Origin of the sequence: Pseudarthrobacter phenanthrenivorans (genome assembly GCF_036455295.1) — a bacterium.
Lineage (GTDB): Bacteria > Actinomycetota > Actinomycetes > Actinomycetales > Micrococcaceae > Arthrobacter > Arthrobacter phenanthrenivorans_C.
This window is the reverse complement of the sequence record NZ_JAYXNX010000008.1, coordinates 80,541-93,671: the sequence shown is the minus strand read 5'-3', so window position 1 is coordinate 93,671 and position 13,131 is coordinate 80,541. Positions and strand designations below refer to the sequence as shown.

At 65.2% G+C, this 13,131-nt stretch carries 10 protein-coding genes and 2 tRNA genes; 3 read left to right on the top strand and 9 right to left on the bottom strand.

Features of this window, described 5'->3' with window-relative positions; genetic code table 11:
* Positions 1 to 85: 85 nt before the first annotated feature.
* Positions 86 to 892, top strand: a complete 807-nt coding sequence (locus tag VXJ37_RS12150) for a hypothetical protein (protein WP_331323282.1) — start codon at positions 86 to 88, stop codon at positions 890 to 892.
* Between the two features lie 73 nt (positions 893 to 965).
* Positions 966 to 1,772 (top strand): transglutaminase-like domain-containing protein, encoded by an 807-nt coding sequence (locus VXJ37_RS12145; protein WP_331323281.1) that lies wholly within the window; start codon positions 966 to 968, stop codon positions 1,770 to 1,772.
* Here VXJ37_RS12145 and VXJ37_RS12140 read toward each other — a convergent pair.
* The 8 genes from VXJ37_RS12140 to bcp form a co-directional block, all read right to left on the bottom strand.
* On the bottom strand, positions 1,769 to 2,242 hold the full coding sequence (locus tag VXJ37_RS12140; RefSeq protein WP_331323280.1) for a MarR family winged helix-turn-helix transcriptional regulator: 474 nt from the start codon (positions 2,240 to 2,242) through the stop codon (positions 1,769 to 1,771). The genes VXJ37_RS12145 and VXJ37_RS12140 overlap by 4 nt on opposite strands.
* Entirely contained in the window at positions 2,242 to 3,351 is a 1,110-nt protein-coding gene (locus VXJ37_RS12135) for an LLM class flavin-dependent oxidoreductase (RefSeq protein ID WP_331323279.1), read from the bottom strand. The genes VXJ37_RS12140 and VXJ37_RS12135 overlap by 1 nt, the downstream gene beginning before the upstream one ends.
* 189 nt (positions 3,352 to 3,540) lie before the next feature.
* Positions 3,541 to 6,774 (bottom strand): efflux RND transporter permease subunit, encoded by a 3,234-nt coding sequence (locus VXJ37_RS12130; RefSeq protein WP_331323278.1) that lies wholly within the window; start codon positions 6,772 to 6,774, stop codon positions 3,541 to 3,543.
* A 70-nt stretch (positions 6,775 to 6,844) separates the two neighbouring features.
* Positions 6,845 to 8,347, bottom strand: a complete 1,503-nt coding sequence (locus VXJ37_RS12125) for a malate:quinone oxidoreductase (RefSeq protein WP_331323277.1) — start codon at positions 8,345 to 8,347, stop codon at positions 6,845 to 6,847.
* A 79-nt stretch (positions 8,348 to 8,426) separates the two neighbouring features.
* Positions 8,427 to 10,094 carry an ABC transporter substrate-binding protein gene (locus VXJ37_RS12120; protein WP_331323276.1) on the bottom strand — a complete coding sequence of 556 codons (1,668 nt, stop codon included), beginning with the start codon at positions 10,092 to 10,094 and terminating at the stop codon, positions 8,427 to 8,429.
* Between the two features lie 164 nt (positions 10,095 to 10,258).
* Entirely contained in the window at positions 10,259 to 10,951 is a 693-nt protein-coding gene (locus VXJ37_RS12115; protein WP_331323275.1) for a fasciclin domain-containing protein, read from the bottom strand.
* Between the two features lie 227 nt (positions 10,952 to 11,178).
* Positions 11,179 to 11,263: transfer RNA gene (locus tag VXJ37_RS12110), tRNA-Leu, on the bottom strand.
* A gap of 90 nt (positions 11,264 to 11,353) precedes the next feature.
* A complete protein-coding gene (bcp, locus tag VXJ37_RS12105) occupies positions 11,354 to 11,827 on the bottom strand; it encodes a thioredoxin-dependent thiol peroxidase (RefSeq protein ID WP_331323274.1) in 474 nt (157 codons plus the stop codon).
* Between the two features lie 96 nt (positions 11,828 to 11,923).
* On the opposite strand from bcp, the gene VXJ37_RS12100 reads away from it, so the two are divergent.
* Positions 11,924 to 12,382: a MarR family winged helix-turn-helix transcriptional regulator gene (locus VXJ37_RS12100; RefSeq protein ID WP_331323392.1), complete on the top strand. Its 459-nt coding sequence runs from the start codon at positions 11,924 to 11,926 to the stop codon at positions 12,380 to 12,382.
* A gap of 271 nt (positions 12,383 to 12,653) precedes the next feature.
* Here the strand turns inward: VXJ37_RS12100 and VXJ37_RS12095 are convergent.
* Positions 12,654 to 12,729: transfer RNA gene (locus tag VXJ37_RS12095), tRNA-Lys, on the bottom strand.
* Between the last annotated feature and the right edge of the window lie 402 nt (positions 12,730 to 13,131).

Sequence of the window (13,131 nt, the reverse complement as noted above, 5' to 3'; positions counted from 1 at the left end):
ACAGGGCGAAGCGGCGGTCCCGGGGAGCGCAAAACACCCGTCCCGACGGCCCGTCCCGGGGACGTGGCGCCGCTAGGCTGGCCCCATGACAGCCAAGGCAGCAGCGACCCTTCTTTCCGGCGTATCCCTGGTGGCCGCCGCGGTTTTGCTGGCAGGATGCTCCGGAACGCCGGCCGCCGGACCGGGCTGGACTGCGCTGCAGGGACCATCCGGAACAGCGTCGCCTGGATCGACATCAACGGACGGGGCATCGGCAACCGGCGGCATCCCGGCGTCGGCGTCCGCAACATCCACGGCACCCCAGGGCGCGGCAACGGCGGCTTCCTGGAAGACCTTCACCGACCCCGCGAAGACGGTCAGCTTCGACCTGCCCTCGGACTGGATCGCCCAGTCGGTGGCCCCTGAGGACGGTGTCCTGCCCGGCGGACTGAAGGTGGAGGTCAAGAAGCCCGACGGAACCTTCATGGCCGCGCTGCGGACGGGACTCCCGCCGTCGTCCGCCGACTGCCCTGAGGCGGACCAGCGCCCGTACACCGTGATCAGCAGCGTGCCGTTCGACGCCGCGGCGCAGGGCGGGGACGGGACCATTCCGCCGAGGATGGTCTACCGCGTCATCCAGGGCTACCGCTACTTCGGTTCCTATGGCATCACCAACCTGGTGGGCGGAACGGACGGGAAGGCATGCGCGCTGAGGAACGTGGTGCGGGGCCCGGCCGGCAAGGGCGACTACTCGTTTGGAGATGTGGTGGTCCTGAAGGCCTTCGCCCCTGATGAGAAGGTGGCACCGGCAAAGGCCTTTGACACCCTCGGCCAGGCGGCCCAGTACGTGAACGAAAGTGGTGACTTCGCCAAAGTGCAGCGGATGCTAATGTCGCTGAAGGTCAAGAACTAGTCCCGCTGCCCGCACCCACCACGTGCCGGGGGCGCGGCGTCGGCCTTCCGCCCCCCAACACCCCCGGAGAGACATGGAACGCTCTGTTTCCGCACGCCTGGCCTTCAGGACCATCGCCAACACGAAGGTGGCCATGGCCATCGCGGTGGCAAGGAACAGCGGGTACTCATCCTTTGACGAATCCCTGTCCGTTACCGCAGCCGGGGCGGACGTTCCGCTGACGGAGGTCCCGGACCACCACGGCGGCCGGTTCCACTACATGGAGTTCGCAGAGCCCACGGACGTCATCGTGGAATACTCCGCCACGGTGGCCGGCCGCGGCGTTCCGGAAGACGCCAGCCTCGCCGAACGGATCCGCTATGTGCGGCCCAGCCGGTACGCCGAATCGGACCGGCTGCTGCCCACGTCCTACGCCGAATTCGAGGGGGTCCAGGGCGTGGACCTGGTGCACGCTGTCCGCAACTGGGTGAACGGTGAACTCCGGTACATCAGCGGTTCCTCACGCGGGACGGACGGTGCGGTGGAGACCCTCCTCAGCAGGCGCGGTGTGTGCCGGGACTTCGCGCACCTGGCCATCGCCCTGCTCCGCTCCAAGGACATCCCCACACGCCTTGCCGCTGTCTACGCCCCCGGCCTGAGCCCCATGGACTTCCACGCGGTGGCCGAGGCCTACGTGGAGGGCGCGTGGCACGTCATCGACCCCACGGGCCTGGCCCCGCGGGAGTCGATGCTGCGCATCACCGCCGGCCGGGACTCTTCGGACACGGCCTTCCTCTCCACCGTCGGCGGAAGCCTGGTGCTGAACCAGCTGCGGGTCAATGCCGTGGTCAACGGCGAGCTGCCTGCCGAGGATGCCTCCCGGCTCGTCCAACTGGGCTAGCGCTTCCGGGGCACCGGGCCCAGCGAGTTCCGCAGCTTGTCGGTGAGCCGCATCAGTTCCTTCTGCTCGGCAGGAGTCAGGGCGGGCCCCACCAGTGCCGAAATATCGCGGACGTGCTCGCGGCCGATTTCCTTCTGCAGCTCCCGCCCTTCGTCCGTGAGCTTGAGCAGCACGCCGCGGCCGTCCTCCGGCGCCGGCATCCGGGCCACCAGCCCGCGCTTTTCGAGCCGCTCAACCAGCCTGCTGAGGCTGGACTGGCTCAACAGGACGTTGTCGTTGAGCTCGTTGAGCCGCAGCCACCCGGAGGGGCAGCGGGACAGGGTGAACAGGACGTCGTATTCGTTCAGTGCCAGCTTCCGGAACGCCGGCCCGGACTGCAGCTTCCGCATCACGGCCACCTGGGCCCTAAACAGGGATTCCCAGGTTTCAGCCGCCAGCCGCACCGGCGATTCCGATCCTCCTGCAGCCATCACGCCTCCGTTGTGGCTTTATCGGCGTCCGGCGAGGCCAGCAGGGCAGCCACGCGGCCCTCATGGGTGGGCGGTTCCGGCACGTGCGCGGGCTTGAGGGCGGCGTACTCCTTGCGCAGCACCGGCAGCACTTCCTCACCGAACAGGTCCAGCTGCTCCAGCACGGTCTTCAGCGGCAGGCCGGCGTGGTCGATCAGGAACAGCTGGCGCTGGTAGTCACCGAAGTACTCGCGGAACGTCAGCGTCTTTTCGATGACTTCCTGCGGACTGCCCACCGTCAGCGGAGTCTGCGAGGTGAAATCCTCCAGGGACGGGCCGTGGCCGTAGACGGGCGCGTTGTCGAAGTAGGGCCGGAACTCCTTGACCGCGTCCTGGGAGTTCTTCCGCATGAAGAACTGGCCGCCAAGGCCAACGATCGCCTGGTCGGCCTTGCCGTGGCCGTAGTGCTCGTAGCGTTCGCGGTAGAGGCCAATCAGCTGCTGGTAGTGCTCCTTGGGCCAGAAGATGTTGTTGGCAAAGAAACCGTCGCCAAAGTAGGCGGCCACCTCGGCGATCTGCGGGGTGCGGATGGAGCCATGCCACACGAAGGGAGCCACGCCGTCCAGCGGCCTGGGTGTTGACGTGAAGTTCTGCAGGGGCGTGCGGAATTTGCCGGACCAGTTCACGGTGTCCTCGTCCCAGAGCTTGCGCAGGAGGCTGTAGTTCTCGATGGCCAACTCCACGCCGTCCTGGATGTTCTTGCCGAACCAGGGGTATACCGGGGCCGTGTTGCCGCGGCCCAGGACCAGGTCCACGCGTCCGTCCGCCAGGTGCTGGAGCATGGCGAAGTCCTCGGCGATCTTCACCGGGTCATTGGTGGTGATCAGCGTGGTGGCCGTGGACAGGATGATCCGTTCAGTCTGTGCTGCAATGTAGGCCAGGGTGGTGGTGGGGGAGGAAGAGAAGAAGGGGCGGTTGTGGTGCTCGCCCAGGGCGTAGACATCCATGCCGATTTCCTCGACTTTTTTGGCGATGGCCACGGACGCCTTGATGCGTTCGTGCTCGGTGGGGGTGCGGCCCGTCGTGGGGTCGGTGGTGATGTCGCTGACGCTGAAGACACCGATCTGCATGATGTTGCCCTTCCGTTGCTGGACTTGCTGGCTTGGTTTAAGTGTAAACCAATTTAGATGCATTTGCATCTATTGCCTTCTCCAACGCGCCCGCGCATGGATTATTCCCCAAGGAGGACAGGCAGGTGCGCCTGGAACAGCTGATGCCCGCACCGCTGGGCGGTACGGGCATCAAGGGAAGGGACGTCGTTACTCGCCGCCGCCCGGAGCGGCGCGGCGGCCGCTGAGCTTGGGGACCTGGCCGGTGGTCCAGTCCCTGAACCCGGCGTCGACGTCGGGCCCCGGGCCGGGGGCGGGGCGGGCCTGCAGGTCCTTCAGCAGCGCCTTCTTCTCGCGGCGGCCCTCCACCAGCCGGTACAACACGGGGACCAGGATCAGGGTCAGCGCGGTGGAGGACACCAGGCCGCCGATGACCACAACGGCAAGCGGCTGCGAGATGAAGCCGCCGCCACCTGTGAGGCCCAGTGCCATGGGGGTCAAGGCAAAGACCGTCGCGAGGGCCGTCATCAGGATGGGGCGCAGGCGCTGCCGGGCACCGTTGGTGATGGCATCAGCGACGTTCATTCCCGGCCGGCCGTCACGCGGTTTCCGGTACTGGTTGATCAGGTCGATCAGCACAATGGCATTGGTCACCACGATGCCCACCAGCATGAGCATGCCGATCAGGGACGGCAGGCCCAGTGGAACCCCGGTGATAAGGAGCAGGGCCACGGCGCCGGTGGCCGCGAAGGGAACAGAGACCAGCAGGATCAGCGGCTGGATGAGGGACTTGAAGGTGGCCACCATGATCACGTAGACGATGGCGATGGCCGCCAGCAGGGCGAGGCCCAACTGCCGGAAGGAATTTGCCTGCTGGGTGGTGGCGCCGCCGATTTCAGCGGTGACCCCGGCCGGCAGGTGGACATCAGCCAGGCGCTTTTGGACCTCGCTGTTGACGGCGCCCAGGTTGGAGCCCGACGGCGTGATGGACACCTTGGCGGTGCGCTCACCGTTGCTGGCTGTGATGGAGACGGGGACGTCCACCTGCTCCACTGAGGCGATGCTTCCCAGCGTTAGCGGCCTGCCGCCGGCGGGCAGCGGGATGTTCCGGACGGCGTCGATGCTGGTGAACTTGGTGCCCTGGCCAATCCTGACGGGGTAATCGTTGGCGTCGATGCGTACAGTCCCGGCGGGGATGGGGCTGATGGTGGACGCCAGGACCCCCGCCACCTGTTCCTCGTTAAGTCCGGCGGCCGTGGCCTTGGCCCGGTCCACCTTGACCTGGACCACGGGGTTGCTGGCGGCCAGGTTGCTGGCCACCTCGCTGGTGCCGGGAACGCCGGTCATGGCGGCAACCATGGTGTCGCTGGCAGTCTGCAGGTCGGCGCTGGTGGCTGCCTTCAGGGTGATGTCCACGGTAGAGGAGGTGCCGAAGCCGCCCTGCTGGGTGCCTACCGAGATCTTGCCGGAATCGGGGACCTTGGCGAGCTCGGACCGGACAGTGTCCTGGAGCCGTTCCTGGTTGGCCTTTTCGTCCGTGACCACGGTGAAGGTGGAGTTTGAGGATCCGGTGGAGGTCAGCGCGGCGAAGCCGGCCTGCGCATTGCCCGACGTCACCTGGACGTCCTTGATGCCGTCGATGCCGCGCAGGACCTCCTCGAGGCGGATGGCAGCGGCGCTGGTGTCAGCCAGGCTGGTCCCCGCGGGCAGGACCTGGCGCACGGTCAGGCTGTTCTGTCCGGAATCGCCCAGCAGATTTGTTGCCAGCAGCGGTGTCATGGCGCCGGTGGCACCGAGCACCAGGACGGCGGCCACAAGGGTGATGACCGGGTGTTTCTGGGTGGACCGGAGGATGGGGAGGTAGCCGCGCTGCAGGCGGCTGCGTTGTTCGGCGTCGTGTGCTCTCGCTTTGGCCTCGGTGGCGAGCCGCCGGGCCTCGGCGGGACCGGCGGGTGCTCCGCCCGGGGCGCCCTTGGGGTTTCTGAGGAACCAGTAGGCCAGCACCGGGACGATGGTGAGGGACACCAGAAGCGATGCCAGCAGCGCCATGGTGACGGTCAGGGCAAACGGCCGGAACAGTTCCCCTGCCAGGTCGCCGACGAAGGCAATCGGCAGGAACACGGCCACGGTGGTCAGGGTGGAAGCCGTAATGGCGCCGGCCACTTCCCTGATCGCGGTGAGGATCGCCGTCGACTTGTCCTCGCCGTAGCTAAGGTGCCTTTTGATGTTCTCGATGACCACGATGGAGTCGTCCACCACGCGCCCGATCGCTATGGTGAGCGCGCCGAGCGTGAGGATGTTCAGCGAGTAGCCGGTGCCCGACAGCCCGATGAACGTGACGAGCAGTGACAACGGGATGGACACGGCGGTGACCAGCGTGGAACGGGCGGACATCAGGAAGAGCAGGATGACCGCCACGGCAAACCCCAGCCCCAGCAGACCTTCCGTGGTGAGGTCCCTGATGGACTTTTCGATAAACGGCGCCTGGTCGAACACCGGCGTGAACTTCGCGTTCGATCCCAGCTCCGCCTGGAGGTCCTGCAGGGAGTCCCGCACAGCATGCGAGATGGCCACGGTGTCGCCCTCGGGTTTCTTGGTGACGGAAACTGCCAGGGTCTCCGCCCCGTTGGTGCGGGTGATGGAAGTGCGTTCGTCGTCCTTGAGGGAGACGTCGGCAACCGCCCCGATGGTGGCGGCATTTTTCGCCCCGGCCAGGGGAAGGGCCTTGATGGCGTCGAGGGAGTCCACCGGGCTGCCGATCTGCAGGGAGAGGGTCTTTCCCTGGTCCTCGAGTGTGCCGGCCGGAACCAGCGCACCGTTGTTGGACAGGGCGTCCCGGATGGCTGTGAGGCTTGTGCCCGCGGCTGCCATGGCATCGGCCCTGGGCAGGATTTCGATGTGCTGGGACGCGCCGCCGGTGACGTCGGCGCTGCGGACACCGTCGATCTTTTGGAGGCTGGGCACGGTGAGGCGCTGGAGGTCCGCGTTCAGTTCGCTCAGCGGCTTGTCCGAGGATACGGCCAGGAAAACGATGGGGAAGTCACTGATGCTTCCGGCAATGGCCTGTGGCTGGACGTCGCTGGGAAGGGTGCGCTTGGCGTTGGAGATGGCGCGGTCGATCTGGTTCCGGGCCCGGTCCAGGTTCGAGCCGTAGGTGAACACCATGGTGATTTGGGAGACGCCGGTCCGCGACGTGGAGGAGGTGGATTCCAGCCCCTCCACGCCGTTCAGCGCTTTCTCCAGCGGACCGCTGACCTGCTTGTCCACCACCTCGGGCGATGCGCCGGGCATGGAGCTGAGCACCGTGATCTGCGGGAACTCAATGGAAGGAATGAGCTCCTGCTTCAGCGATGACATGGTGATCACGCCGAAGACCGAGGCGAAGACAGTGATCAGCGCGATCAGGGCCCGGTTCGCCAGGGATAGGTGCGCCAACCGGAACATGGGTGGTCTCCTGGGGGTCTTAGTGACTGGTTCATGCCCTGGGGTGCGCCAGCCGCTGGCCCCGGCAGGGTCAGTGGCTGGCGGAAACGCTCTCCAGCTGGAGGGACTTGGCCGTTGCCCGTTCCAGTTCAGCGGCGAGGTCCGGATTCTCATCCAGCTTCACCCCGTAGCCGGGCATCATGTCCTTGAGCTTTGACTGCCAGCCCTTGAAGTTCTTGGGGAACGTCTTCTGGAGCAGCTCGATCATGATGGGGACAGCGGTCGAGGCTCCGGGCGAGGCGCCCAGGAGCGCGCCGATGGAGCCGTCACGGCCGGCGATCACTTCGGTGCCGAACTGAAGGATGCCGCCCTTTTGCGGGTCTTTCTTGATGATCTGTACACGCTGGCCGGCGGTGATGAGTTCCCAGTCTCCGCCCTTGGCCTCAGGGTAGTACTCGCGCAACGCCTCGACCTTCTGGTCGTGCTTCTTGACCACTTCCTTGACCAGGTAGGCGGTGAGGTCCATATTGTCCTTGGCCACGGCCAGCATCGGGATGATGTTGCCCGGGCGGATGGACAGCGGCAGGTCCAGGTAGGAGCCGTTCTTGAGGAAATTGGTGGAGAAGCCGGCGTAGGGGCCGAACAGGAGCGAGCGCTTCCCGTTGACGTACCGGGTGTCCAGGTGCGGGACCGACATGGGAGGAGCGCCCACGGAGGCCTGCCCGTAGACCTTGGCGCTGTGCTGGGAGGTGATGGTCTCATCCGTGCAGCGGAAGAACTGGCCGGAAACGGGGAAGCCGCCGTAGCCCTTGCTTTCCGGGATGCCGGAAGCCTGCAACAGGTGCAGGGCACCGCCGCCGGCACCGACGAAGACGAACTTGGCATGGATCTTGCCGTGCTCCCCGGAACGCGGGTGCTTCAGCGTCAGGTCCCAGCCGCCGTCGGACGCCCGGGTGATGCCGGTGACGTCGTGGCCGTAGTTGATCTCGACGCCGTTGTTCCCCATGTAGGTGGTCAGCTCGCGGGTGAGTGCGCCGAAGTCGACGTCGGTGCCCTCGGCGGCGCGGGTGGCGGCGATGCGCTGCTTGGGATCACGGCCCTTGACGATCAGCGGCGCCCACTTGGCGATCTGGGCGTGGTCTTCGGAGTACTCCATGCTGCGGAACAGGGTGTGCGGCTTCAGGGCCTCGTACCGGGTCTTCAGGAATCGGGAGTGGTCCTCGCCGATCACGAAGCTCATGTGCGGAACGGTGTTGATGAAGCCCTTGGGTGAGCCGATCAGGTTGTTGTCCACCAGGTGGGACCAGAACTGCCGGGAAAGCTGGAACTGTTCGTTGATGACCAGTGCCTTGGCAGGGCTGACCGAGCCGTCTTTGGCTGCGGGGGAGTAGTTGAGTTCGCAGAGGGCGGCGTGGCCCGTTCCCGCGTTGTTCCAGGGATCCGAGCTTTCGAGGCCGGGCTGGTCCAGCCTTTCGAACAGGGAGATGGTCCAGTCCGGCTCCAGCTGCTTGATGAATGCCCCCAGCGTGGCGCTCATGATGCCGCCGCCTATCAGGACAACGTCGGCGTGTGGGGTCTTGGAAATGAAGGTCACGATCAGTCTCCGATTGCAGCGGCTCTGGCTGTCACAGAATATCCCCGGGCGGCCCACATACTGAAATTGGGCCAGCCCGTCAAGGCTTTAGCTGGACCTTGGTAAAAACTTCATTTAAGACCGGTGACGCCGGGTAGCTCAGCACCCTGTCCGACAAGGCAAGCGCCGAGATCGGAAATGCGATGGGGACGGCCGGTACGGTCGCGGCGATCTGCACATTGATGGTGTGATAAAGGTCATCCCGCTCCTTGCCGTCGGGCAGGCCCCGGGCACGGTTGATCTTCGAAAACACCTGCGGGTCCTGGTAACCGAACTCGCCGTTCTTCTCCCCGAACAGCGGGCCCACGAAGTTGTCCGCGTCCGAATAGGACCCGTTCCAGCCAAGGATGTGGAAGGCGTGGTCGCCGGCGGACTGGACCTTCTGGAGGTAGCCGTCCGACCAGTCCACGGGCACGGGCTTGATGTTGAAGCCGACGGCGACGAGCTGGCGGCTGAGTTCGGCATAGACCTTTTCCGGCGTGGGCAGGTAAGGGCGGGTGACGTTCAGGGGGTAGTAGAACTTCAGTTCCTCGCCTGCGTAGCCACCGTCCTTCAGGTAATCCTTGGCCTTTGCCGGGTCGTGCCCCAGTTCGGGGGCGTCGTTGTTGAAGCCGCTGATCTTGGGCGGGACAAATTGCGTGGCCTTGGCCGTGTTGTCGATGAAGAATTTCCGGATCAGGGTTTCCTTGTCGACCGCAAGCTCCACCGCCTGCCGGATCTTCTGGTTTTGGAGGATGGGGATGTCCTGGTTCATTCCCAGGTACATCACTGAGAACGGGTCGCGCTGCACGATCTGTTTGCCGCGCTTTACCAGTTGGTCGAAATTCCCCACGGTCACGGCGTCATAGCCATCGATCGTGCCGTCCAGCAGCGCCTGCAGACGGGTCTGGGGCTGGTTGTAGGCAAGGAAATTGATGGTGGCGATCTGGCCGCGGTCACCCCAGTAGGTCTTGTTGCTGGACAGGGTGACGCTGTCGCTGCCCCAAGCCGCCAGGGTGAAGGGGCCAGTCCCTACGGGGTGTGTGGCGAACGAGGACATGGCCTGGCCGCCCTTGGTCTGATCCAGGACGTCTGCCTTTCCCGCGGCCAGGGCTGCGGGGGACGCGATGGCGAAGGCCGGCAGGGTCAGGGCCTGGAGGAACGCAGTGAAGCGCTGGGTGAGGTCGATCTGCACGGTGTCGGGGGCCACGGCGGTGCAGCTTTTGAAAATGGACAGGCCCGGCTCGTCCGAGTGCGCCTTGAATACCCCTTTGAAGGAGCTTCCCGGTGCCTGCTTCCGGAGCTCGGGGGAGAAGGCGAACCAACGGTTGAAGTTGGTGCAGACCGCGTCGGCGTTAAAGGGGGTGCCGTCCTGGAAGGTGACGCCCGTGCGGAGCTTGAACGTGTAGGTCCTGCCCTCGTTGGAGTCGTTCCATTCAGTGGCGAGGAGCGGGGTGGGTTTGCCGGTGGTCTGGTCCACGCCCACCAGGCCTTCGAGGATCTGCCGCGTGATGCGCTGGGATTCCACGTCGTTGGACAGCGCCGGGTCCAGTCCAAGGGGCTGGGCGGCGGTACCGAAATTGAAGGTGGCGTCGGGTTCGGCGGGTGGGGAACTGCGTGTTCCGGGGGTGGGGGAGGGCGATGGCACCCCTGTGCACGATGTCATGCCCAGTGCCATGAGGACGGCGCCGGCTTTTATGACCGTCCGCCGCGATGTACTGCTGGGCACTCGATTATCACCTCTGGATGCTGCCGGCTCCGCCTCTTGCGGGCCGGGACCAGTCTAGAGGACGGGAATTGGAGCTGGCCCACGCCGGCGCCTGGCGCGCCAAAAAAGCCGGGTCCGCTGGTGGGCAGCGGACCCGGCTTTGGATTGGGGGGCCTTGAAGGGGCTTACTTGGGCATGAGGACCGAGTCGACCAGGTACACGGTTGCGTTCTTGGTCTTGACGCCACCGCAGATGACGTTCGCGTTGTCCACCTTGAGGTTGTCGCCGCTGCCGGTCACGGTCACGGAACCGCCTTCAACCGTTGCGTGCGTTCCGGCGATCTTGTCCGGAGTGATCTGGCCGGGCACTACGTGGTAGGTCAGGATCTTGCTCAGGAGGGCATCGTCGGTCTTGAGGGTATCGATGGTGGCGGGATCAATCTTCTTGAAAGCGTCATCCACCGGTGCGAAGACCGTGAACTCGCCACCGTTGAGGGTGTCCACCAGGTTGACCTTGGGGTTCAGCTTGCCGGAAACGGCAGCGGTCAGGGTGGTCAGGATCGGGTTGTTGGAGGCTGCCACGGCCACCGGGTCAAGCGCCATGCCCTGCACCGAACCGGCGCCCGTGGGAACCTGCTTGGCATAGGCGGCGCAGCCCGGGCCTACCAGGTTTGCAGCCGGATCCATCATGCCTGCCGACGAGCTGGCTGAAGCACTTGCGGACGGGGATGCCATGCTGGTGCTCGGGGCCGATGACATGGGCGCCGACGACGCCGACGAACCCGCGGTGCTGCCCGAACCACCGCAGGCGGTGAGGCTGAGCAGAGCGGCCGCTGCCACGCCTGCGACGGTGAAAGTGGTGCGCTTAATGGTCTGCATTTCAGTTCTCCTTGGATCGTTTTGCCTGCCGCCCGGACGGTGTGCGCGGCGTGCAGATTGCCTTTTCCGTAAGCACCAACCCTTGGCCGGTGTCTCAATGGCTATTCGCCGGGTGGCCGGCTGCGGATGGGTCGATCTTTGGAGTTTTTCGATTCGGGGCAGGAACCGTGCCGCGACGCGAGTTCTTAACGCACGAATCCCCCCGGCCGGAGCCGGGGGGATTCAGCTGGTGCGCAAGGGGGGACTTGAACCCCCACGCCCGAAGGCACAGGAACCTAAATCCTGCGTGTCTGCCAATTTCACCACTCGCGCATGGCGCCGGGATCGCCGGAAGGGCGACGCCGGATGCCAGGTTCCATTGTAGCGTCGCCCGGACGGTGGCCAGGGCAGCCGCTGGCTTGGTCAGGCGTCCAGGTTGAGGTCCCGCCGCAACTTGGCCACGTGGCCGGTGGCGCGGACGTTGTACTGTGCCAACGCCACATTGCCGTCGGGGTCCACCACGATGGTGGACCGGATCAGGCCCTCGTAGGTCTTGCCGTAGTTCTTCTTTTCCCCCCATGCGCCGTAGGCCTCGGCCACCGCGTGGTCGGCATCGGAGAGCAGCGGGAACGTCAGGGATTCCTTTTCGGCGAATTTCGCGAGCTTCCCCACGGGGTCCGGGGAGATGCCAAGGACGTCGTAGCCGGAGGCTTGCAGGGAGGCAAGGCTGTCCCGGAAGTCGCACGCTTCTTTGGTGCAGCCGGGAGTGGCGGCGGCGGGGTAGAAGTAAACGATGGTGGAGCGCCCGGGCCGGGGGGCCAGGGTGACGTCCTTGCCGGTGGAATCCTGCAGCGTGAAAGCGGGTGCTTTGTCGCCGGTAACGAGTCTTTCAGCCATTGTTTTTCTCCTTGTTGCGGGCGGGACACAACAGCCTAGTAAGCAGGTGGACCGAGTGCTAATCGGCGTTTGGCTATACTTGCTGCTATGCCTGATATGGATCACTGGCCCACAGGGCGCCTCCTGTCCACTGCTGCGCGCCTGGTTGAACACTCATGGAACGAGAAACTCGGCGCCATTGGACTCACCCACGCCGGTGTTATCGCCATCGAAGTCCTTGCGGCGCAGGGACCGATGACGCAGGCCCAGCTCGCCCAGTACGTGCGCGTCCAGGCCCAGACCATGGGCAAGACGCTCAGCCGGCTTGAAGCCCACGGCCACATCGCCCGAGTGCGCAGCACGTCGGACCGGAGGAGCCACGTAGTCTCGCTCACCGAGCAGGGCAAGGAGGCGGTCACGCAGGCCGTGGAGATGGAGCGGTCGGTGCTGGCCTCGGCGTCAATCGACCCCGAACTGCTGCGCCAGGAACTCAAGGCTGTCGTGCGCGAACTTGCCAGCCAGTTCTCCACCACGCCGAGTAACGCCGGAGCGCTGCTGGACAACGCAGCCAAGTAGCTGGGGGTGCAGTAACCCCGATAATTAAAAGCGCGGGCCCGGTCCAACCGGGTCCGCGCTTTTTTGTCCCCGTCGCACCGTCCGCCGTCGTTCTCCTGCCCGTACACCATCGATTGCTCCGTAAACGCCGTTTAGGGGCGTCTAAACGGCATTTACGCAGCAATCGATGACGGGGGCCGGGGCCTGCGAAGACGGGAAGCACCCACCGAGGTGCTGGGGGAAACAAAACAGCCCCCGGCTTGTTTTCACAAGCCGGAGGCTGTTTTCCCAGTGGTGCACCCCCCGGGACTTGAACCCGGAACCCATTGATTAAGAGTCAATTGCTCTGCCAATTGAGCTAGAGGTGCATCTTCTTTGCGTTCATCTCCGGGCTTTTTCTTTCCCGTTGATCTCCGCAACGACATGAAACTCTACACGAACTTTTGGTGCAAGTGAAATCGGCGCTGCTGGCGGGGGTGGACTCAAAGGGAAGGCCCCAAAAACAGCGAAAATTCAAGGTTTTCGCTGTGTTTCAGGAGCCGCAGCGCTCCCTCCGGGGCGCGAATTGCGTGCCGGGTCTGTCCATCCACCCCTGTGAAATGGACCACACGTTGCCCATGCCGGTTCCAGTAAAGGGCACCGGCCATACCGGCTCGCCACGGCGCCGCCCAGACAGGCCGCCCCCGCGGACCTCTCCAGGTCTCCAAGCGGGGGATTCCTAGGTGGAAGGTCCCGCGAGGCAAAGAAGGCCCGCCGCGATGCGGCGGGCC

Excerpts from the sequence above, each read along its gene's own strand:
- VXJ37_RS12145 (WP_331323281.1), top strand. The coding sequence starts at position 966 with ATGGAACGCTCTGTTTCCGCACGCCTGGCCTTCAGGACCATCGCCAAC.
- VXJ37_RS12100 (WP_331323392.1), top strand. The coding sequence starts at position 11,924 with ATGGATCACTGGCCCACAGGGCGCCTCCTGTCCACTGCTGCGCGCCTG.
- VXJ37_RS12130 (WP_331323278.1), bottom strand. The coding sequence starts at position 6,774 with ATGTTCCGGTTGGCGCACCTATCCCTGGCGAACCGGGCCCTGATCGCG.
- VXJ37_RS12140 (WP_331323280.1), bottom strand. The coding sequence starts at position 2,242 with ATGGCTGCAGGAGGATCGGAATCGCCGGTGCGGCTGGCGGCTGAAACC.
- VXJ37_RS12135 (WP_331323279.1), bottom strand. The coding sequence starts at position 3,351 with ATGCAGATCGGTGTCTTCAGCGTCAGCGACATCACCACCGACCCCACG.
- VXJ37_RS12150 (WP_331323282.1), top strand. The coding sequence starts at position 86 with ATGACAGCCAAGGCAGCAGCGACCCTTCTTTCCGGCGTATCCCTGGTG.
- VXJ37_RS12115 (WP_331323275.1), bottom strand. The coding sequence starts at position 10,951 with ATGCAGACCATTAAGCGCACCACTTTCACCGTCGCAGGCGTGGCAGCG.
- bcp (WP_331323274.1), bottom strand. The coding sequence starts at position 11,827 with ATGGCTGAAAGACTCGTTACCGGCGACAAAGCACCCGCTTTCACGCTG.